This is a genomic window from Flavobacterium sp. 1355 (genome assembly GCF_017833415.1).
In the GTDB taxonomy this organism is placed as follows: Bacteria; Bacteroidota; Bacteroidia; order Flavobacteriales; family Flavobacteriaceae; genus Flavobacterium.
The window spans coordinates 1-23463 of sequence record NZ_JAFICC010000005.1 but is presented as its reverse complement, the minus strand read 5'-3'; the positions used below and the strand labels follow the sequence as shown (position 1 = coordinate 23463).

The window sequence follows — 23463 nt, the reverse complement described above, 5'->3', positions numbered from 1 at the left end:
AATGAACTGTATAATAGTAGACGATGAGCCTTTGGCAAGAAAAGCAATCCAAAAACTGGTTTATCAGACAGAAAATCTGGAATCTATAGCTTCATTTAACGGAGCAGATGCTACAAGGGAATTTCTTGCAAAAAACACAGTTGATTTAATATTTCTTGACATTCAAATGCCCGGAGTGAACGGAATTGAATTTGCCAGGACTATTCCAAAAAACACTTTAGTGGTATTTACCACCGCTTTTCATGAATTTGCTTCTGAGAGTTATGAAGTAGACGCTATTGACTATTTGATTAAACCTGTAAAATTAGAACGCTTTCAAAAAGCAGTCGAAAAAGCACAGACCTATTGCAAATTATTCCATACTGATCATGTAGACAGTAATATAGAAAATATAACCGACGATTATATTTTCGTAAGGGCAGACCGCAGAATGTTTAAAGTGCATTTTAGTGACATTCTTTTTATCGAAGGTTTAAAAGATTACGTGGTTCTTTATTTGGAAAATCAGAAAGTGATTACCCTGATGAATATCAAGACTATTCATGACCTGCTTCCAAAAAGTTTCTTTGTCAGAGTCAGCAAATCTTATATAATCAATGTAAATAAAATAGATTCTGTAGATAACAATACGGTATATATTATAAAAAATGAAATACCAATCGGAAATATTTACAGGGATTTCTTTTTTAATGAATTTGTAACAAGGAAAATTTTGAACAAATAATATTTTTTCCCTTGTAACTAGCGCATTTATTTTTATAAAAAGAAATGAAGCTATACCTTTTCTAATACAAGATTTTGACTTTTTTTCTTCTGTTCAAAGTGTTTGCGCAATTAACCCACCCAAATCATAGCAATCCTGTAAAAAATCCCGCTTCATCATATAACAGAATTATGATCTTATGGGGTAATTTTAGATGAACCTTTAATTTAAACATCATGGATGATAAAGCAAAAACAGGAAAAGCAGATGATACGCGAATTAACGTCAGCGAATCATATGAGGTACAGTACTGGTCTGAGAAGTTCAATGTGCCACAGGAGACATTAAAAGATGCTGTGAGGGTCGCAGGATCCCAGGTAGAAGAAGTCAGAAAATACCTGGCAGAAAATAATTAATATCATGCCCTGGTATAACGGGGATTATCCCCCATCTTACAAGAACCAGCCCGCCGGGTTAAGGGAAAAGGCAGTAGAAATAGCCAATGCCCTGCTTACGGACGGTGTGGAAGAAGGAATCGCTATAGCTACCGGACTCAAACAGGCCCGTGAGTTACTCGAAAACCATAAAGAGAAAACCGAAAAAACTAAAAATCATCAATCCAATAAAAACAGGTCGTGAGTAAAAAACCACTGGTTCAATGGGGATGATTTTATCGGTATCTTCTTTTTCCTAACTACTTAACAAAAAGCGACTTTCAATGAAATGTCGCTTTTTGTCATTTTTGTGCAAGCTGTTATTTCAATATCAATGTAAAAATATTTAATGATTCTAACTGTTGAAAACGATAAAATTACGGATGATTCCATTAGGATCACCATGCAAATTAGATAAGAATTGTGCCTTATAATATAAAAAATATTGAACCTATATCTTTAATTTTAAAAGGTTTAGCATTTAAAAGAAAAAACAGGCAGAAGCTTACCTACCAGAAAGCTTCCCTTATAAAGGCATGTACTCTTGAATTAAAATTAAAGACCAGATGAAAACAAAGAAAGAAACATCCGGAAAAAATGCATTGAAAATCACTGCATTGTTAAAAAATGGCAGGCGAGCCAAAATGCCTGGCGGTATAAAACCAATGCTGGCTACGCTGGTCAATGAGCCATTTGATGATCCCGACTGGACCTACGAGGTCAAATGGGACGGCTACCGGGCACTGGCTTACATTAATAAAGGATCCGTTTCCATTTCTTCACGCAACAACAAATCCTTTGCAGAGAAATATTATCCGCTTACCGCTGCCCTTTCCCAATGGACATTTGATGCGGTTCTGGATGGTGAAATTGTAGTGATCGGCAAAGACGGCAAAGCCGACTTCAGTGCTCTTCAGAACTGGCGAAGCGAAGCAGACGGCAATCTGGTATATTATGTTTTTGACCTTCTGTGGTACAATGGCAAGGACATTATGGGAATTCCTCTTTGCGACAGGCAGACCATTTTGAAAGAAATACTGCCGGCAGGTGATGACACCATCCGCCTGAGCCAGGTGTTCACCTCTGGCGGGCTTGATTTTTTTGCAGCAGCAAAAAAAATGGGCCTTGAAGGCATTATAGCCAAAAAGACATCCTCTGTCTACAGCCCGGACAGCCGGAACAGGGAATGGCTAAAAATAAAAGTAAATAAGCGCCAGGAAGTAGTCATTGGCGGGTTTACAAAAAATGAAGGCTCTTCCAAGCAGTTCAGCTCCCTGCTTTTGGGAGTGTATGAAAACGGCAGTCTGGAATATGTCGGTAAGGTTGGTACCGGATTTAGCGATAAACTCCAAAAGGAAATGATCGGGCAGTTTTTGCCACTCATTACAGATAAAATTCCGTTTGCCTCAGAGCCCGACATCAACAAACCCTCAAGATTCCGTCCCAATCCGCCCCATGCCAAGGCAACCTGGCTGAAGCCTTCCTTAGTTTGCGAGGTGAGTTTTGCCGAAGTGACCTCCGACGGCGTGTTCCGCCATCCTTCTTTTGAAGGGATGCGCTCGGATAAGAAAGCCTCCGAGGTTGTGCGCGAAACAGCTGCGCCTACAGCAGCAGTGCTTTCCGATGCAGAACATGATTCAGACCATGCTACAAACAATCTGGTATCTGCGCCTTTAAACAGCGGCAGAAAAACATTATTGAATCCCACAGAGGAATCACAGGTGAAAAAAATCAAAGGGCACAGTTTGAAATTCAGCAACCTGAGCAAGATCTACTGGCCGGAAGACGGTTATACCAAACGCGATATGTTCAATTACTATTATCAGGTGGCGGAATATATCCTACCGTATCTCAAAGACCGGCCTTTATCACTCAATCGCTTTCCCGGCGGCATCCACGGCCCAAGCTTTTATCAGAAAGATGTGAAGGGAAAAGCCCCGGACTGGGCCAAAACGTTTCCTTATACCACAAGTGACGGGGAGGACAAGGAATTTCTGGTCGGAGGCGATGAGGCCACGCTTCTTTATATGGCCTCTTTGGGCTGTATTGAGATGAACCCCTGGTTTAGCAGGATACAGCATCCCGACAATCCCGATTATTGCGTGATTGACCTTGATCCCGACCAAAATACCTTTGACCAGGTCATCCAGGCGGCACAGCAAGTCAAAAAAGTACTGGATGGCATGGAAGTACCCGGATTTGTTAAAACATCGGGATCTACCGGTATCCACATATATATTCCCCTTGGTGCTGCCTATTCCTATGACCAGTCCCAGATGTTCGGAAAACTAATTGTTTCCATAGTACACCAGCAACTGCCGGAGTTTACCAGTATGGAGCGCCAGATCAAAAACCGCAATGGCAAAATGTACCTGGACTTCCTGCAGAACCGTCCCGGTGCCACCATAGCCTGTCCTTATTCACTGCGTCCAAAAATTGGTGCTACCGTATCTATGCCCCTTCATTGGGAAGAGGTAAAAAAAGGACTTGCCATGAAGGATTTTACCCTATCGAATGCCATGGCCAGGATTAAAAGCGAGGGAGACCTTTTTAAAGGCGCCCTGCAGAAAGGGATCGATATGGCCAGTGCACTCAGCAAAGCCCAAAGCCTCTTTTTCTAACCAGTATTTTGGAACTTCCCACTCAATTAAACAGTTGATACATTAACTCAAATACAATACCCATGACTGCAACTTACTTTCTAACTGGCTCTTATAAGGATATAGACAACGATTTCGAAATCATTATTACTATCCCGTCGCATAAAGATCCAAACGAGGTTCAGCAACAGGACCTGTTCACTATGGTACTTACCGACATCACTTCCGAAAACAGACTCTTATGGCAGACCACCCGGCCTTCCTTTTTATTGTGCCTGAATGATCTTGGTGACTTTTTGAGCGATAACCATATTACCCTGTACAGCAAGATACTAACCTCTCCCCAGCGTGATCATGTCGTGGATAAGGAACTTGAAGGCTTTATCCTCAACAGGCTTGAGTATTAGAAAAAAAATAAAATTGGCATTTAGAAAGCATAGTTTAAAAAAGAAGTACATCAGAGAAAAAGGATTACTCGATAATGATTCAATTGTGTTCACACTGCAGGCATAATTTAATCACATTGCATAAGGATGTCAAGTATTATAAGCGTAATTAAATGTATATTTACATCACCAATTTGTACCATTTTTTACCTGTTATCCAACCAATACCACTACATGAATTTTATTACTCTAAAGCTTTCCAAAGTACTTTCTGTCTTATTGTTTTTCATTTTCTCATTGCACTGTACGGCACAGCATTCCAAAGAGGAATTACTTACTCTAACTAGTAAAAAGGATCTGCCTTTAGAACAAAAGGTGGAGTATCTGTGCGAACTGAGCTGTCATTTTAAAAAAACTGACACAATCAAAGCATATCAGTATGCCCAGTCAGCACTTGCATCAGCACGAAATGAAGAAGCTCTTGATCAACAGGCTATTGCGTATGAGGCGCTGGCAGATATTGCGAGGTATCAGGACAATGTACCCTTGCAGGTAAAATATGCAGATTCCAGCTATCTGCTGGCCGTTCGTTCGCGGGATCCTAAGGCTATTGCATACGCCGATTATGCCATTGCCTACAGACACGAGGCCGTTGGAATTACAGATAAATATATCTACCATATGCTTAAATCGCTGGCTTATTTTGAAAAGCAAAAAATTAGATACGACAAACTGGTAAACGGATATGAAAATCTCGGAGCCAGTTTCAGCGACAATAATGATTTGAAATTCAGCCGGAAATACAATAAAAAAGCATTGGAATTAAGTTATAAAAGCCGCAATGCGCTTAACATTGCCAATGCTTCGACCAGCTGGGCACTATTTCTTGTAAGGAGCGCAGAGCAAAAATCTCCTGCAGACCCGAAGCTTTTAAAAATTGCTGAGTCTTATTATTTAAAAGCTATTTACTTGTTTGAGAAAGAGCAGAAAAAAGGTACACTCAATGCCTCTTACGGCAGGACCTGCCTGAATTTGTCAAGCCTTTACCTATATCATTTTTTTGAATCGCAACCGGACAAAACCTTATTCTATCTGAACAAAGCAAAACAGGTATGCCTGAAGATCAACGTTCCTGTACAGCTTATGGTGATGTACGGACAGCAGGCACAGTTCTATACCAATCTAAGTGACATACCAAATATTGAAAAAGTATTGCAGAACATTGAGCTGATCATCGCAAAAAACCCGACTGTTAACTCCCGATACCGTGCCCTTCTCTATAAAAACTACATGGATCTTGCCGAGCTTAAAAATGATTTTAGTGCCTATAGAAAATATTTTGAACAGTATGACAAAGCAGTCCGGGTTGTGATTGAAAAGGAAAACCGGGCCAAAGAGTACAATGCGTCGGTGCGATTTGAAACAGAAAAAAAATCACAGCAAATTGCAATGCTGCAGGAAAACCTTTCATCACGCAAAAAAATCAACTACCTTTTTACTGCACTTTTAATTTTTGTATTTTTTACCTTTTTATTTATGCTGCGTTCCTACCACTACCGCCAGAAATCTTATATAAAAAATAACCTGCTGCTTCAAAAAGCAAATGAAGAGGCCATACTTTTATCTAAAATTAAGGAGGAAGAAACGGTTATTGCCGTATTGGAATCGGAGCTCATGGAGAAAGAACTTCGCATCGCTCTTCAGGAGAAAAAATGGAACGAAGAGCAAAATAATAAGCTGCAACAGAAATTAATGACCAATAATCTGCAGCTGGACAAGAAAAATGAAATTTTAAAAGACATTAAAACTAAATTATCTGAGATGAAAGCAGAAAAATCTGCTGATATTAATACGCTTTCCAGAACAATAGATAGAAGCATGGAAGTAGACGAGGAATTTGAATTACTAAAAACAGGCCTCGAGAATACAAATCCGGTCTTTTTTTCAACGTTAAAAGAAAAAGCATCCGGCACTCTTACCAAACTTGATTATAAATATTGCGGTTATATCAAATTAGGATTAAGCACTAAAGAGATTGCCAATCTAATGAATATTGAGCCACAAAGTATGCGAATGGCTCGATATCGCATCAAACAGAAATTAAATCTGGACCGTGAAACAGATTTGGATTCTTATATTACATCTTTAGAATAATGGCAGGCTCTACCCTTTAAATACAAGACATTGCGCGTTCTTGTAGATAGAAAATAGATACCCAAAAAAAGTTATGTAGATAGTTTGTATATGCCCATATTGTTTTTGACAACTCAAATAGATGTAGTTTTGGATTGAATTTAAAACTAAATCAATGAACAAGAAAACATTATCGATCCTCTCGTACATTACAATAATCGGATGGATTATCGCTTATGTAAATTACAACAAATTAACTGTCAAAGATTCTTTAACCCGATTCCATCTTAAACAGGGATTAGGAATTGCAATCTTAGGTATACTATTTTCAGTTGCTTTAACTGTTATTGCTGTTATTGTACCTACTCTTGCCAGTATATTAAGTTTATTAAATCTTGGTATTTTGGTGTTATGGATTATGGGAATCATTAATGCTAACAATGAGCAGGAAGTTCCTGTACCTGTAGTAGGAAAATTATTTACTGATAAATTTGATTTCATTAAATAAAATTATTTAGCCAGTACGAACCGAAACAGTTCATACTGGCTTTCTGTCATTCAACCACAAACCGTTACTTATGAAAACAAGTTGCTTACCTGTAATCTTGCTTCTCATCTCTAATCTGATAAACAGTCAGGTTATAGATAATAAAATACAGGGGTACTATCAAGCCGGCTCTGATTCTAATATGTATTCGTTTTTTGAGTTTGATGGCGATGGTAAAGTAAATATCGCCGGCTTGGGGACCGGTGATTATTTTACCAAAGGAGACTCTCTTATTATCTATCCGGATAAAAGCATTTTTAAATTTAAAATAAAAGGAAAGACGCTGTTAGGAGTTTCGGACTGGGTTGGAAATAAAATCTGGGTCAGAAAAGATACTATAACTACAGACAATAGAAAAGATGCCGCCGTGTCTCAAAATAAAGCCGCTTTATTATATGAATATTATAAGCTGACCGGCACTTCTAAAACACTTGATTTTATGCTGGCTGAGAAAATTCAAAACTCTCATGCTGAGAAAATCAGCGTGCTGTGCAATAAAGGACTTGGAAAAGCCTGCCTGGATTATTTCGGAATACTTTTAATTCAGGATCAGGGATTGGAATCTCTCTTGAAACCTGAAAAAAATAAAAAGGCAAAATCTGCTAATAAACAGCTCATTGCTTTGGGAAATAAAATTATTGCACAAGGCGAACTGGAAGGCTACACTGTATTGGGTTCTTATTATTACATTCTGGGAGACCAAAAGAAGGCAGAAGAGCTGTGGAATACGGGAGCAGATAAGGGCAGCCAGAAATCGGCAATGGCCTTGTTTCAACTGGAAACAGGTCAATAAAAATAAACATGATACAATTTATACTACGCCTCATGCTGTTTATGAGCCAGTTTGTTTATAACCTATTATACTAATAGCTGATTACAGCTATTTAATAATTTACTATACAATTACCATCAAAATGAAAACAAAAACACTCCTTCTCGCCGCTTTGGTGTTTCTTATCTTTCAATCCTGTAAAATGGAAAATACGCCCGAGGAGTATTTCGATATTACCACACTGAACACGAACATTTTCTTTGAGTTTGGCTCCGGTGACTTCAAAAGAATGCAACAGGATAAAAATGGAGGCCAACTCATGGCTTTTGATGATAAAAACACTTTTTTTGCCAAATCATATGAGGATCATATTCTTCGATTTAAAATTCCATATCTGCAACAAGCTATAGATAAAATTAAAGATTTAAAACCCACAGATGAAACGGCTCCTATGATTAACGCCTCGCTGGATCTGTTTAATTTCGTAAAAAAGAAATACCAAACCGACTATATTAAAACAGCTCGCCTGCTGGACCAGAAAGTTTCGCAGGAAGAAATTGACAAAGCTATTTTAAAAATAGATACCGATAACGCACGTGAATTTAACCGCAGGTATAAAAAATTATGGGATCTGGCACTTCCATACGCTGCAAAACATGGAATCAAGGTCAAAAATTTTTAAACCGCCCCACTATTTTTTCTTTTAGAATATCAGAGCTAGTTTACAATAAAAGACAAAAACGGCTTTGAAAAAGGTTAATTACCATTGGCAGAATTTGAAGCACGAATTCTAAAAAATCTTTAAGATTACAATAGTTTATCAAAACGAATTGGTAAATTATTTATGCGTTTCCAGTGGGATTCCCCACGATTCCGATTTTTCCGATGTGTTTTACGCCAAGATCATTGACAAAATAATCTTGTTCCTCTACAAAAATCACATCTAATTCATGAATATCAGCATGAACCGGAATATGAATTCGGCTAAATTGAAAATTAAATACTTCCTGAATAAATCTTGTAGATACAAAATAGTTTTTTTCAAACTTAGCAACATTACTTTTGAACAGAATTTTCTATACCAAAAAAGCTGCAAAGGATTTTGAACAAATCCTTTAAAAACCATCTACCTCTTATCCTACTTTGCTATAAATAAGCACTTTATAGGTAAATTTTGTAAACTCAGATTAAAATTTTGTAAAGCAAATTTTGTTGTCCATACTAAATTTATACTAAAGCAAAACTGGATCCTAAATCTGCAAATTTGCTGCATTCATGATTACAACAATTATTTACAGTCAGAATATCTAAGACAAATTGCATCTTAAATACCGGATGGCAGGATTCGATAAAAGAATTAAACTTTTTAATAAAGAATATCATGTTACAAAATAAAAATTACGCACTAATTACAGGAGCTACTGAGGGAATCGGTTACGAGCTTGCTAAGCTATTTGCAAGGGATGGTTATAACCTTGTTATTGTAGCAAGACATACTGATGAATTGAAAAATAAAGCTGCCGAATTCAGCAAGCAAGGTGTTGAGGTCATTGCCATTGCAAAAGACCTATTCAAAAGAGAGGAAGCCTTTGCTCTATGTGAGGAAGTCCAAGCAAGAAACATACAGATTGATGTACTTGTAAATAATGCCGGACAAGGAGTTTACGGACTTTTTAAGGACACTGAAGTGGAACGAGAACTGGAAATCGTTGACTTGAACATTGCCTCTACTATAATATTAACAAAACATTTTGTAAAGGAAATGATTGCTCGCAATTATGGTAAAATATTGAATCTTGCTTCAATAGCAAGTAAGACGCCAGGGCCATGGCAGTCGGTTTACCATGGTACCAAAGCCTTTGTTTACTCTTTTTCAGAAGCTATTCGATACGAATTAAAAGAAAATAATATCACTGTTACCGCACTTTTACCGGGTGCGACCGATACCGACTTCTTTAATAAGGCTGATATGCAGCAAAGCGCAATAGTGCAGGACAAATCTTCACTGGCTGATCCGGCCGATGTGGCAAAAGATGGGTATGAGGCATTAATGTCCGGCAAAGATAAAATTATTTCCGGCCTTAAGAATAAAGCCATGATCGGTATGAGCAATATTTTGCCCGATACCGCAGTTGCCGCAATGATGGACAAGCAGCAGAGACCCGCTGATGGACAGTCTAATTCTAATGATTGATAAACCTAAGATTAAAGCAGAAATTACCTATTCTAAGTCGTATTATCTAAAAATGCTTTTAATATTATTGTATCAACTATTTTGATGATACGACTAGATATGTCATTCCCTTTTTAGTTTCAAATACTGCAGCATAACCTATAGATGATTTCTGGCTTTTGATATTTAATTTTTCAATTACAAATGGATCTGCAGACCTTACAGAGCATGAACCACCATTGTTGGATATAATTGTTGCCTGGGTCATTTTACCATCATTCCACTTTATCGCTACAGTAAAATTACCTTTTGCCGTAATACCTTTTATTTCGCCGTCTGTCCAGGCATCAGGAAGAGCGGGCAGCAGGTGAATTTCTTTATTTTGACTTTGCATTAACATCTCAATAACGCCTGCAGTTCCGGCAAAATTTCCGTCTATCTGAAAAGGCGGATGAGCATCAAAAAGATTCGGATAACAACCTCCATGTCTGCTGTACTTCGGATCATTATCTTTTGTTAACCTCAATTGGTTTTTGAATAATTTATAAGCATGATTTCCATCTAAAAGTCTTGCCCACATATTTACTTTCCACGCCAAACTCCAGCCAGTACCATCATCACCGCGAAGTTCTAATGTTTTCTTTGCAGCTTCAGCTAATTCCGGAGTTTTTAGCGGCGAAATTAAATTAGCAGGATGTAAAGCATATAAATGAGAAGTATGTCTGTGATGCGGATCTTCATCTTCAAAATCTTTGTACCATTCCTGAAGCTGTCCTTTGCTTCCAATTTGAAAAGGAAGTAATTTGTCTGCGGCCTGGCTTACCGTTTGTCTGAATTCTAAATCAGTATTAAGCACTTTAGAGGCTTCGATGGTATTTTCAAATAAATCTTTTATAATTCCAATATCCATCGTCGAAGCAGTCGTGACAACACCTCCTTTTTTTCCATCATAAAAATATTTGTTCTCCGGTGATGTCGAAGGCATAGTTACCAGATAACCATTTTTGTCTTTTTGCAGCCAGTCTAAACTAAATTCTGCCGCACCTTTTATTATTGGATATACTTTTTTAAGATAGGCCGTATCGCCTGTATATTGGTAATGTTCCCATAAATGTCTGCTTAACCAGTTGGCACCCATGTACCAATTGGCCCACATTGGATCTCCTTTTCCAAAATCACCTACAGGATTTGTTGTTGCCCATATATCCGAGTTATGATGCAGTACCCATCCGTTGGCATGATAATAACTTTTTGCGGTTTCGGCTCCGGTTACAGAAACGTTTTTGATAAATTCGTCAAGCGGAAAAAACAATTCAGATAAACTTCCTGATTCTACCGGCCAGTAATTCATCTGTAAATTAATGTTTGTGGTGTAATTACTGCTCCAGGGCGCACGGAGTTTATTGTTCCAAATGCCTTGTAAGTTGGCTGGCGTATTGTGTGTGCGTGATGACGAAATTAATAAATAACGTCCGTATTGAAAAAATAAAGCTTCAAGCCCCGCATCTTTTTCTCCTTTCGCATATTGTTCTAATCTTGTATCTGTAGGCAGATTAGATTTATTGGTTTCTTTTTGATTAAGTTGTAATGAAACTCTATTAAAGAAATTTTGAAAATCTGCAATATGTTCTTTTAATAAACTATCGTATTTTTTAGCAACAACTTTTTTAATTGGACTTTCTGCCAATTTATGTTCGTCTTTTCCCTGACTGTCCGGGCATTTATCAAATCCGTTAAAACTGGTTGCTGCTGAAACGAAAAGCAGTATTTCAGATGCATTTTTAATAACCAGTTTGTTTCCATCAGAACTTACTTCTCCGTCTTTTATAACTGGCTTAATAATTAATTCAAAACGCATTCCTCTACAGCCGGTTACATCATCGTAAATAACAGGTTCTTTATTGTAATCAATATAATTTGGGTCTGAATGAGATGGTGCTTTTCCTTTTAAAACCAAAGATTGATTGTTTATTGATTTTTGATTTCTTAAAAGACTGGAAGCATCAATTGTTACTGAAAGTTTTTTCAACTGATCTGCCGAAAGTTTAATTACAATACATTGTGCCGGTGCCGAAGCAAATATTTCTCTTTTATAATTTACTCCGCTAACGCTGAAATTTGTAACAGCCAATCCGGTTTGCAAATCAAGACTTCTATTGTAAAGATCAGGCTTTTGTCCGCCAAAATCTTGTGTTAAGATAAGATCTCCCAGCGGCATAAAACTTTCGCTGTAAGCACCCTGCATGTTTTTAGTCAAACCATAGGCTTTTTCAAAATCTTCATTCGTAAGTGCTTCTCTAATTAGAGCCAGATTTTTAAAAGCATCCGGATTCACATTTTTCTGTACTGGTCCACCGCTCCACAAAGTCGCTTCATTCAGCTGAATTAATTCAGCATCTACTCTTCCAAAAACCATTGCGCCAAGTGTACCATTCCCTATAGGTAAAGCTTCTGTCCATTCAACAGCGGGCTGGTTGTATTGCAATTTTAAATCCTGTGAATAGGAAGAAAATCCTGCCATTACTAATAGGAAAAAAAAGCTTTTTTTAAGAGAATTGTAGAGCATCTTTTTTAATTTTAGATTGAAAATTATTTTCTAAGCCAATGAAATTATTAAATAATCTTCAGTTTTAAAACGGTTACCGAATAAGCCGGAAGATTTAATTGCTGATTTCCTTTTGTTATTTTATACTCAGTTTGTTTCGGAGTTATCTTTTTGGGATCTGCAAAAGTATTTTCATCTTGTGTATTTGAGCTTGCAAGTCTAGTAATCGTGCCTTTTGATCCTAATTTTGCTCCTTTTAAATCAATGCTAATATCTTGTGCTGTTGTAGCTGTATTTACCAATTTCACAATTATTTCATTGCTATTCACATCTTTTACTGCAGAAGCATATAAACTATTTTGTCCCGTTAAAGCTTTTCCATCTTTGGTAATACTTAACAAATCTGTTCCTTTATTAGTTGAAAATAACTGCTGAACATAATAATTGGCTGAACCGTAAGATTCAAGATTATTAAACCAAATCATATCAGGAGTCCATTGCCAGGCATCTTCGTGCGCCATTAAAGGTGCGTAAGAAGTCAAATGAACTACTTCTGCATTTCTTTCTAACCCAGTCATAAAAGCGGCTTCAGAAAAAGCACATTCCCAATTATTTCTGTTATTCGGATTGGCGCCCGAAACACTTTGTGCGGCATATTCTCCTGCAAATATTTTTGGGCCTTTTCTGTCGTAGTTATCATAACGTCCTGCGTTTTCTCTAAACCATTTTGGGTTTTCGTAATAATGTTCGTCTACCAATTCTGCATTTAGTTTTTTAAGTTCTTGCATAGCAAAATCAAAATGTTCGCCTGCAGGAGAAGGCCCGCTTCCGGAAACAATTATGATATTTGGATATTTTGCTTTAATTGCTTTTTCAAAAACTTTATATCTGTCAATATAATCTGGTCCCCATTGTTCGTTTCCAACTCCAATATATTTTAGATTAAATGGTTTTGGATGTCCCATATCGGAACGTATTTTCCCCCAAGTGGTCGTAACGGCACCATTGGCAAATTCAATTAAATCTAAAGCATCCTGTACATAAGGATCGAGTTCGTTTATGGGGGCCAATTCGCCTGTATTGTACTGGCAGGCCATTCCGCAGCTTAAAATTGGAAGCGGTTCTGCTCCAATATCTTCTGAGAGCTGGAAATACTCAAAAAATCCCAATCCAAAACTTTGAAAATAATCTGGAGTTTGTTTATGGTTGAATTCTACATTCCAACGGTTCATCTTTGTTTCTCTATCGTCTACATTTCCAACTGATTTTTTCCATTGATAACGATCAGACAATGTTCTTCCTTCAACAATACAACCTCCGGGAAAACGTAAAAATCCAGGTTTCATATCATATAAAAGTTGTACCAAATCTTTACGAAGTCCGTTTTTTCTGTTCTTCCAGGTATCTTCCGGAAACAGTGAAATCATATCTAAATCTATTGTTCCTGTTCCTTCAAAAGTTATTTTGAGCTTTGCTTTTGCTTCCGTTTGAGTCGCTGTAATTTGCGATGTATAATTCGTCCATTGATCTGATTTTGGAACAATGCTCGTTTCTCCAATCACTTTTTGGTCTTTATTAATAAGCTGAATTATAATCTTTTGGATTGCTAAATTGTGATTGGCTGCTTTTAACGAAAGGTTATATTTTGCCTCCTTTTTGACTCCCATTCCCCTGAAGCCTTCATTTATTAAAGCGTAACCCTTAGCATTATTGATTTCTACTCTGCAAAAAACAGTATTATATGTCTCGGTTTTGATAGGCGCTGCACTCCCCGATTCCTTATTCAAAGAAGATCTTTTTGTATTGGGCTGTTCCCATCCCATCAAAGGTTTATCAAATTCAAAAGACCTGTTTTTAATCAATTCGGCATATAATCCTCCATCTGCAGCAAAATTGATATCTTCAAAAAACAAACCGAACATGGTTGGCTGGATTTTAGTAATGGTTTTTGAGGCATCAACTTCTAAAATTGTTTTTTGAGCATTTACATAAAAACTGCTTAAAAGCATACAAATGGTAAATGTTCTAAGGATATTATTTTTCATAGTTTTTGGAATGGAAGGAATTATTTTTTTACTGCCTCTAATTTAGCAGGAAAAGCTGATTGTCCGTCTAAATTTGTTACAATTAAATCATCTACATTTTTACTTTCGATCGCGTATTTAAAATATTCCGGTTTATTTTTTCCCCATTGTACGGTACAATTCTGCACTTTGATACGTTCTGCCGAATCAAAATAGAACCCCGAAGTACTTCCTTTTACAAAACCTTCTACATTAGAGGGGCGTCTGTCATACACTCCTCCAGGAAAAGAAGTTGTTTTATCAATAAAAACACTCACATTATCAAAAACAATATTCTTGATTTTATCTTTTGATTCTCCACTTACAAACACACCGTTCTCTCCTGTACATTGAATATTAGAAAAATAGATATTTTTTATTTCGCCTACTTTTCCTTCTGTTGCTCCTTTTGGAAAACGCCAGTTGGCATCTTTATGATTTCCTTTTGCTCTGCTAAAAGCTGTTACATAAATGGGCTCTGCTTTTCCCCACCAGGTATCCGTAGTCAATTTACCTTCAATAATAATATTAGAGAAAATAACATCGCTTACTGTTCCTTCATCTCGATTTTGAATTCCCAACGCGCGATTGCTGTTTTTAATGATACAATTATTGAAAACCACTTGTCTAATCGCATCCATGTTTTCTGAACCAATTTTGATGGCGCAGCTGCTGCTCGTCATTGTACAATTGGTCACCGTAATGTTTTCACAGGCTCCAAATTCTTCAAATTCTCTTCTGTTTTTCAAACAAATACAATCATCGCCGCTTTCAATATAACAATCGCTGATTCTCACATTTTTCGAATGATCCAAATCGATACCGTCACTATTACGCACTTTTAAGCTGTTCAACAAAGTAATACCGCTAATAACAACATCATTACAGCCAACCAAATGAATAGTCCAATATGCCGAATTTCCGATATGAACATCTTTGATTCTGATATTTTTTCCACCAATAATGGTCAACACATGCGGTCTTGGATCTAAAACATTAAAAGGTTTTAAAACATAAGAATCTTCCAGTTCTTCTCCCATAAAAGAAATTCCGTTTCCATCTATTTTTCCGTTTCCGCTAATGGTAAAATCCTCTACATTTTCTCCTCCAATCCAAATTGTCCCTTCGCCCGGATTGGTTCTGAAAGCGCTTTTTGTGTATAATTTTTCATCCGGACTTGCCAATAATTTCGCTCCGGCTTCGATATGCAGCTCTACTTTTGATTTTACATCAATTGGTCCGGCTAAAAAGGTAAACGGTGCGGGGATTAAAACTCTTCCGCCCGTTTTAGTGCAGGCGTCAATTGCTTTTTGAATGGCTGCGGCATCATTGGTTTTTCCGTCTCCTTTGGCCCCGTATTTTTTAACGTCGTAAATATTCTGTGCCGTAACGGTTAAGGATATGCAAAAAATTAGGATCGCGATTATAGATTTCTTTTTCATTACTTTTTGTTTTTTATGCCACAAAGACACTAAGTCGCTAAGCTTTTTTCTCTACAGTTTCTTTCAATAAACTTTGCGCCTTCAATTCTTTGCAAGCAATTTTCAATTTATTCTTTTTAAATAAACTTTGAGCCTTTGTGTCTTTGTGGCAAAATAAAAATTACCAAAAAACGGTATATAAAGCCACTAATATTCCGCAGATAATAAATGATCCTACAATAAACTCTGAAGAAACTTTAAACATCGAATTATCGACTTCTATTTTATGTATTTCAGCCTCTTCTTCAGAAACTGGTTTTGCCAGACTAAGACCAACCATTATAAACACAATTAAAAAGAAAACAATAGTCATTCGGTCTAAGAAAGGATAATCAGGAAAAGCACCATCTGTCCACATCGGCAGGAATTTCAATATAGCAGCAAGCGGCACTGTTAACAATGCACCTGCAAGTCCGGCTAATGGTGTTGTTTTTTTCCAGAACATTCCCAGTAAGAAAACCGCTAAAACGCCAGGTGAAAAGAAGCCCACATATTCTTGTATAAACTGATAGGCCTGATCTAACGATTTTAATGCCGGCGCTACAATAGCAGCAATTATCATACAAACAACCACGCACCATCTTCCGGTACGTACCAGTTTTTTTTCTGATGCCTGCGAATTGAAATATTTTTTATAAATATCTAAAGAAAAAATAGTCGAAATACTATTGGCTTTTCCTGCTAAGGAAGCTACGATTGCCGCAGTCAAAGCGGCTAAAGCTACACCTTTTAATCCTGCAGGAAGTAAATTCATTAAAGTTGGATAAGCCTGATCTGGTTTTAAAACTCCTGTAGCATCTACCATTTCCTGTTGAAACATTCCGTTTGAATGCATCACGAACATCGCGATTCCTGGTAAAACAGCAATAATTGGAACTAATAATTTTAGAAAAGCAGCAAATAAAATTCCTTTACGGGCTGTTTTTAAATCGGCTCCTAAAGCTCGTTGCACAATATATTGATTGCATCCCCAATACGCCAGATTATTGATTAACATACCTCCGATCAAAACAGACATTCCCGGCAGTTCAGTATAATGCGGATTTGACTTCTCTAATATCATGTGTAAATGCCCGGGCGCTTCATCTGCAATAATTGCGAGTCCTTTTAGAATATCTTTTCCAAAACCAAACTGATCTGAAAGTAAAGTCAATGCCAAATAAGTTGTTACTAATCCGCCTAGAATTAAGACTATAACCTGAAACATATCGGTGTATCCGATTACTTTCATTCCGCCTAAAGTAACAATAACCGAAAATAAACTTAGCGCAATAACGCAAAACTGAAAGCTTACGGGGGCAATTGACGAAATAGCCAAAGCACCTAAATAAATGATAGAAGTAAGATTTACAAACACATAGATTAAAAGCCAGATAATGGCCATAATAGTACTTACTGTTCCGCTGTATCTTTTGGCCAGAAACTGCGGCATGGTAAATATCTTATTTTTAAGATAAATGGGTAAAATAAACATCGCCACGATAATTAATGTGGCGGCAGACATCCATTCGTAAGAAGCAATGGCCAATCCGATGGCGAAACCAGAACCGCTCATACCAATAAAATGTTCTGCTGAAATATTAGAAGCGATCAGCGATGCTCCAATTGCCCACCAGGTAAGTGATCCTTCAGCCAAAAAATATTCATTGGAACTTGTTGCTGCGGTTTTCTTGCTTCTGTAAATATACATTCCATAAGCCGTAACTATGACAAAGTAAATAAAGAAAACAATGTAATCTGCGGTTTGTAATACATTCATAATAGTGTGGTTATTGTTTGGTTAGATAGTAAAATGTATTTTAAAACTTCATTTCTCTTAAATTTTCAGAAACCATTTTCTTTTATATAGAAAGTAAAGTAAAATAAGCTGTACAAAGGTTACAGACAATGCTGCAAAAAAAGGCTGCCATACAAGCGGCGTAAAATTTATAAGTCCGCCAAAAACATAATTTGCTGTGTGTTTAAAATCTACTAAACCTTCGGCAGCGATGTAAATTAAAATAGAATTTGAACCGATTAAGATTAAAGGAAATGCCCATTTATGGAATCCGAAAAAATCAATTATCAAATAAAAAAAGACAAAAAACAAAATACTAAATCCTCCAACAAAACATACAAATGAACTCGTCCATAAATGTTTATTGATTGGGAAATTAATATCCCATATCAAACCTGCAATAATCAGAACAACTGCTGTAAGAGTCATTAAAAGCAATTTTACTTTTATAGAAAAAGAATATTTTGCTTTTAAAAATGTTCCTGTAAAAACACCTAATAATGCTGTAGCAATAGCAGGTATAGTTGAAAATATTCCTTCCGGATCATAAACAGTACTGTGCAGCCTGCCTGGTAAAAACAGACGGTCAATATAGCCTTCGAGTGATCCTTCTTTGGTCAAAACTCCTGCACCAAACTCCGGAACAGGAATCCATTTCATTGCGGCATAATAGCCAATCAAAATACCGAAGAACCAGATTAATTGTTTTTTAATGTTAAAATTTAAATAGATGATTCCGGCAAAAAACCAAGCCAGTCCAATTCTTCCTAAAACACTTGCAAAACGGGTATGATCAAAACCATCGAATCGCAATATTCCATTTACCACAAAACCTAAAACCAGTAAAATACAGGTTCTCCTGAGCATTGATAAGTATATTTTTCGCTTTTCGTTACCTGGTAATTCCTGCGGCGTTTTTACACCGGCAAGCTGCATTTTCTTTTCAAAAGAATAGGGCATTGAAACTCCTGCCACAAACAAAAAAACAGGAAAAATCATATCATAAAATGTAATCCCATTCCATTCTGCATGATGCAATTGCGATGACATCCAGATAAAAACGGGAATTGGCGCTGCTTTTGCCAGAGCGTGAATGATATGTTCTCCGCTCATAATCCAAAACATAACAAATCCGCGAAGCGCATCTAAAGAAATTAATCTTTCTTTTGTAGTGTTACTCATTTTTTAAAGTATTCAGTGGTCAGTTGATAGTGTTCAGTTTTTGGTCTCAGTATTTGGTATTCAGTCTCAGTGGTCAGTTGATAGTATTCAATCTCAGTATTTCAGTGGAAACTGGGACTGAATACTGAGACTGTAAACTGAATATTTTAAAAAATTGGTTTTATAACAAATCCGTAGCTGTATTCACTTTGGGTCAATACATACTGCTCATGCGGAGGTAATCCCCAGCTGTTGTCTCCTCCTAATCCGCGCTGTGCTAGATCAACACAAACTACAACTTCACTGCGTGGCGTAATATCGCTGGAGTGAATATTTTTCTTAGAAATTCCTCCGTCAAAATCACTCGGATAATTATTTAAAGCACTCATACATAAAGGCTGCAGACCTTTTATTTGCAGGCCATTTCCGTTATTGCCTGTCAACTTAAACCAGCGTATATCGGTCTTGTATCCATTTTCCTGTGGGCGTGTATAAGGCACATATTGGTCTGCAACTTTACTGTAATAAATTCCTTTGAATGAACTGGTTTTTCTATCTGAATAATTTTCTAACGGTCCTCTTCCGTAATAATCCAGATTTTCTAATGTGTTTTTTAAGGTGAAAATCATTCCGAAACGCGGCAGTTCCGGCAGCGGATTATTGCCTTTTTTATAAGATGCTTTTATTTCTAAAGCACCGTCATTTCCTAATGAATATTTAATTGTATAATCAGAAGCAACATCATTCAGTTTTAATTTTGCAACAATATATTGCTGCCCGTTTTCCTCCGTCTGCTGAATATTTTCTAAAGTGGTATTTTTACCAGCCGTTCTCCATACATTGGTTCTGATCTGCATTTTATTCCCCATATCATTATCGGTTGGTGCTCTCCAGAAATTTGGTTCAGGAAATTGTTTAAAGTACTCCTCTCCTTTTAAACTATAGAAAGAAATTAATCCCGTTTTTTTGCTGATTTTGACAACAACATTGTCTGAAGTCAAAACAAACTGATCTTTTTCGTCCTGGATTTTGGCTGCATTTGCCTTTTCTGATTTTGTAAAATAGTTGGCGTCTTCGATTACAAACTGCTCTTTGGCAATTTCAAAATGCTGAGGCAGTAATTCAGAACCCGTTTTGGTGTATGCAAAAACATTCAGTAAATATTCTGTTCCTTCTTTTGACTGTAATTTTGGAAGTTCAATCTTAAATTGTTTTTTTGTTTTTGGATTTAAATCAACATCTATTCTACCTTCTTTAATTACTTTTCCGTTTTCTAAAACTTCGTATTTAAAGTTGTATTTATTTAGATTTGTAAACCCAAAATCGTTTATAATTTCGATTACTCCGTTTTTGATGTCTACAGCATTAAATAAAATATCCTGATAGACTTTCTTTACTTCAAATGCTCCGGGATGTGGACTTCTGTCTGCATAAACCAATCCGTTATGGCAGAAATTTTCATCATTTGTATAGTTCTGACTTCCCAAATCGCCGCCGTAAGCCCAATATTTTCTGCCAACTTCATCTGTTGCTTCAAATCCCTGATCTACCCAATCCCAGATAAAACCACCCTGCATATTTTTGCTTCCGCGAATGATATCCCAGTATTCCTGAAAATTACCGCTGCTGTTTCCCATGGCATGCGAGTACTCACACATGATGTACGGACGGGTAACCTCTTTACGCGCCGCATATTCTTTCATGTAAGCAATTGTTGGGTACATTGGGCATACAATATCTGTGTTTTCGTTTTCTTTGGCCTGTTCAAACTGAACCAATCTTGTATTATCTCTTTTTTTGATCCATTTGTAGGCTTCATGAAATACAGGTCCATTGGCACTTTCATTGCCTAACGACCAAATAATTACCGATGGCATATTTTTATCTCTTTCTACCAAGCTGTAAATTCGGTCTAAATGTGCTTCTCTCCATTCCGGAAGAAAACCCGGATTAGTTTTTGGATTCATCCACATAACAGGCTGTCCCTCGACTCCCATTCCGTGACTTTCGATATTGGCTTCATCTACCAGAAACAAACCGTATTTGTTACATAGTTTTACCCATAAAATATTGTTTGGATAATGACTGCAGCGTACTGAATTAATGTTTAGCTGCTTCATCATTTTGATGTCTTTCATCATCGTAACTTCGTCCTGATAATGTCCCGTTTCCGGATTATGTTCGTGAATATTGACACCATGAACCATTAATCGAACTCCGTTTACCAGTAATTGTCCACCTTTTAATTCTACTTTTCTGAATCCGATTTGAGATGAAACGGTTTCTACAATATCTCCTTTTGCATTTTTTAAGGTTAAAAGCAAAGTGTATAAATTTGGCGTTTCACTGCTCCATAATTTAGGATTGGAAACATTCTGAGAAAAATTTAAAATCTGAATTTTCGATGCTTCAAAGTTGACATTCAATTCTTTGGTAAATACATTTTTTCCTGAAGCATCAACCAGTTTCGCAGTCAATTTTTGATTGTTAACAGCAGTTGTATTAAGGTTTTTTAAACTTACTTCTACATTTAAACTTCCGTTTTTATATTTTGCATCTAAATCTGGTTTGGCAAAAAAATCTGAAATACGAACATTATCAGTGCTATACAAATAAACATTTCTGTCGATTCCCGAAAGTCTCCAAAAATCCTGATCTTCCAGATACGAACCATCACTCCATCTGTAAACTTCTACAGCCAAATCATTTTTTCCGGGTTTTAAGTACTTCGAAATATCAAATTCTGCAGGACTTTTGGTGTTTTCGGTATATCCTACTTTTTCACCATTCACCCAAATATACATGGCTGCTGTTCCAGCTTCAAAATGAAGAAAAACATGTCGGTTTTTCCAATTTTCAGGTAAAACAAAATCTTTTTTATAAGACCCGACAGGATTATCCCAATGATTGATAAAAGGAGGATTTTTCTCAAAAGGATATGTTATATTAGTATAAATTGGAATACCATAACCATTCAGTTCCCAATTCGACGGCACTTGCAATTCTTTCCAATGCAGCGTACTGAAATCTGTTTTATAAAAATCCTTCGGCCGCTGATCTGGTGTTGGCGACCACGAAAATTTCCATTGACCGTTTAAAGAAAAATACCACGGAGAATTTTCATATTTATCGCTTATTGCAGAAGTTTCATCTGCATAAGGAAGAAAGGCAGCACGGGCTGGTTCTCTGTTAATTTGAAATACTTGAGGATTTTCCCAATCGTTGCGACCTTGTTCCTGAGCTGAAACAAAAGTTACGCAAAGTACGAACAGGGTTAATAAAAATATTTTGGTTTTGATTTTATGCATTATTTTGGTTTTAGATAGCTTTCAAATGAAATTTTTGATATTTCTAGAACTTCAATTTCTCAGGCAAATATTTAGCAACTAATTCTTTATAATAAGGAAGTAATGCTTTTACATCTGGTTTAACCGGGGCTTTAGTGTATAAATCATACGGATTGAACTTTCTTACCCAATCAAACATTTCTATGTCTTTTTCATTCATTAGATGAGCATAAGCATTCTCTTTATGCTGTGAATAAAAGGAATGATAACGAATCATGTATAAAGCAGGATCAGGAAGATAATCTTTCATAATCTGATACAGATATTCGTCATGACCCCAGCTCATTTTTACTTTCTCCAATCCGCAGTTTTGGGTATAGACACCCAATTTGGTATTGAATCTTTCGTCTGTATAATCGGGATTTTCTTTAAAAAAATCGGAGTAAACAATCTTATCCGAATAAGCACATCCAACCGGAAATGTATCACCTACAACTGCCCACTGCGGTTCTCCGAACAAACATAAAATTTTACCCAAATCATGAATAAAACCTGTAAGTACAAACCAATCCGGGTGACCGTCTGCTCTAATGGCTTCAGAAGTCTGCAAAAGGTGTTGTGTTTGGTCTAAGTCAATATCTGGATCGCTGTCATCTACAAGTGTGTTTAAAAACTCAACAGCTTCCCAGATTGACATTTCTTTTTTATTAAATTGTAGAAATTCTGCTTCTTTATTACAAACAAAATCATAAGTCTGATAGGTATGGTTTATTCTATAAAATTCCTTAACCGTTTCTACTCTTTCCGAATCGACATAATTCCTGAATTCTTCTTTTTGTTTTTCCGGTGTACTTTCAGAAGGATCAGGATATCGCAATAACAAATCATCTTCCCATTCATCTAAATTATTCAACGGATTATCTGTGTCTATATGCTTTTTCATAATGCTAAAAAGTTTAAAAGTTATAAGACAAAAATAGAATTACCTATACCGTTCAAAATGGATTAATACATCAAAAACATGGATTATTCTTATTATTGTAGGATTTTATAGGTTATTAATTAAAAATCATGCATTGCCGTTCTTATTTGTTATTTCGATGTAAGGAGAAATCACACTAGAATTTCCGTATAATAAATTACAAATCTTTATCGATTTTCGTGTGTGATCCTTCCTCCGTCAGGATGACAAAAATGCACATACCACACTTTGACAAAGCTTAAACACAATCTTGTCATCCTGACAGAGGAAGGATCTCCATAAGTAGCTCGACAAAGATTGATTCTTTTCTTTGCGGAGCTTCTAGTGTGATCCTTCCTCCGTCAGGATGACAAAAATGCACATACCACACTTTGACAAAGCTTAAACACAATCTTGTCATCCTGACAGAGGAAGGATCT

Annotated in this window: 16 protein-coding genes; 9 read left to right on the top strand and 7 right to left on the bottom strand. The window is 36.6% G+C overall.

Features of this window, described 5'->3' with window-relative positions; genetic code table 11:
- Nucleotide 1 precedes the first annotated feature (1 nt).
- The 9 genes from JOD96_RS07410 to JOD96_RS07370 all read left to right on the top strand — a co-directional run bounded on the left by JOD96_RS07410 (nucleotide 2) and on the right by JOD96_RS07370 (nucleotide 9769).
- Nucleotides 2–724, top strand: coding sequence for a LytR/AlgR family response regulator transcription factor (locus JOD96_RS07410; RefSeq protein ID WP_209563645.1), 723 nt, complete (start codon nucleotides 2–4; stop codon nucleotides 722–724).
- Nucleotides 725–939: 215 nt separating this feature from the next.
- On the top strand, nucleotides 940–1119 hold the full coding sequence (locus JOD96_RS07405; RefSeq protein WP_245188364.1) for a DUF3606 domain-containing protein: 180 nt from the start codon (nucleotides 940–942) through the stop codon (nucleotides 1117–1119).
- 584 nt (nucleotides 1120–1703) lie between these two features.
- Nucleotides 1704–3758 (top strand): DNA ligase D, encoded by a 2055-nt coding sequence (ligD, locus tag JOD96_RS07400; RefSeq protein WP_209563644.1) that lies wholly within the window; start codon nucleotides 1704–1706, stop codon nucleotides 3756–3758.
- Nucleotides 3759–3820: 62 nt separating this feature from the next.
- Nucleotides 3821–4144 (top strand): hypothetical protein, encoded by a 324-nt coding sequence (locus JOD96_RS07395; protein WP_209563643.1) that lies wholly within the window; start codon nucleotides 3821–3823, stop codon nucleotides 4142–4144.
- A gap of 213 nt (nucleotides 4145–4357) precedes the next feature.
- Nucleotides 4358–6277, top strand: a complete 1920-nt coding sequence (locus JOD96_RS07390) for a hypothetical protein (RefSeq protein WP_209563642.1) — start codon at nucleotides 4358–4360, stop codon at nucleotides 6275–6277.
- A 154-nt stretch (nucleotides 6278–6431) separates the two neighbouring features.
- Nucleotides 6432–6764, top strand: coding sequence for a DUF4870 domain-containing protein (locus JOD96_RS07385; RefSeq protein WP_209563641.1), 333 nt, complete (start codon nucleotides 6432–6434; stop codon nucleotides 6762–6764).
- 70 nt (nucleotides 6765–6834) lie between these two features.
- Nucleotides 6835–7596, top strand: a complete 762-nt coding sequence (locus JOD96_RS07380) for a hypothetical protein (protein WP_209563640.1) — start codon at nucleotides 6835–6837, stop codon at nucleotides 7594–7596.
- Between the two features lie 121 nt (nucleotides 7597–7717).
- Nucleotides 7718–8257 carry a hypothetical protein gene (locus JOD96_RS07375; protein ID WP_209563639.1) on the top strand — a complete coding sequence of 180 codons (540 nt, stop codon included), beginning with the start codon at nucleotides 7718–7720 and terminating at the stop codon, nucleotides 8255–8257.
- A 699-nt stretch (nucleotides 8258–8956) separates the two neighbouring features.
- Complete coding sequence (locus JOD96_RS07370; protein ID WP_209563638.1) at nucleotides 8957–9769, top strand: SDR family NAD(P)-dependent oxidoreductase; 813 nt, start codon at nucleotides 8957–8959, stop codon at nucleotides 9767–9769.
- A gap of 76 nt (nucleotides 9770–9845) precedes the next feature.
- Here JOD96_RS07370 and JOD96_RS07365 read toward each other — a convergent pair whose 3' ends face one another.
- The 7 genes from JOD96_RS07365 to JOD96_RS07335 form a co-directional block, all read right to left on the bottom strand.
- The gene (locus JOD96_RS07365; RefSeq protein WP_209563637.1) at nucleotides 9846–12314 is read right to left on the bottom strand and encodes a glycosyl hydrolase family 95 catalytic domain-containing protein; all 2469 of its coding nucleotides are present in this window, start codon (nucleotides 12312–12314) and stop codon (nucleotides 9846–9848) included.
- Nucleotides 12315–12361: 47 nt separating this feature from the next.
- Nucleotides 12362–14338, bottom strand: a complete 1977-nt coding sequence (locus JOD96_RS07360) for an alpha-L-arabinofuranosidase C-terminal domain-containing protein (RefSeq protein WP_209563636.1) — start codon at nucleotides 14336–14338, stop codon at nucleotides 12362–12364.
- Nucleotides 14339–14358: 20 nt separating this feature from the next.
- Entirely contained in the window at nucleotides 14359–15798 is a 1440-nt protein-coding gene (locus tag JOD96_RS07355; RefSeq protein WP_209563635.1) for a glycoside hydrolase family 28 protein, read from the bottom strand.
- Between the two features lie 160 nt (nucleotides 15799–15958).
- On the bottom strand, nucleotides 15959–17596 hold the full coding sequence (locus JOD96_RS07350) for a sodium/sugar symporter (protein ID WP_209563634.1): 1638 nt from the start codon (nucleotides 17594–17596) through the stop codon (nucleotides 15959–15961).
- A gap of 57 nt (nucleotides 17597–17653) precedes the next feature.
- Nucleotides 17654–18796 carry an acyltransferase family protein gene (locus JOD96_RS07345; RefSeq protein WP_209563633.1) on the bottom strand — a complete coding sequence of 381 codons (1143 nt, stop codon included), beginning with the start codon at nucleotides 18794–18796 and terminating at the stop codon, nucleotides 17654–17656.
- A 146-nt stretch (nucleotides 18797–18942) separates the two neighbouring features.
- Entirely contained in the window at nucleotides 18943–22083 is a 3141-nt protein-coding gene (locus JOD96_RS07340) for a glycoside hydrolase family 2 TIM barrel-domain containing protein (protein WP_209563632.1), read from the bottom strand.
- A 43-nt stretch (nucleotides 22084–22126) separates the two neighbouring features.
- A complete protein-coding gene (locus tag JOD96_RS07335; protein ID WP_209563631.1) occupies nucleotides 22127–23005 on the bottom strand; it encodes an inositol oxygenase family protein in 879 nt (292 codons plus the stop codon).
- Between the last annotated feature and the right edge of the window lie 458 nt (nucleotides 23006–23463).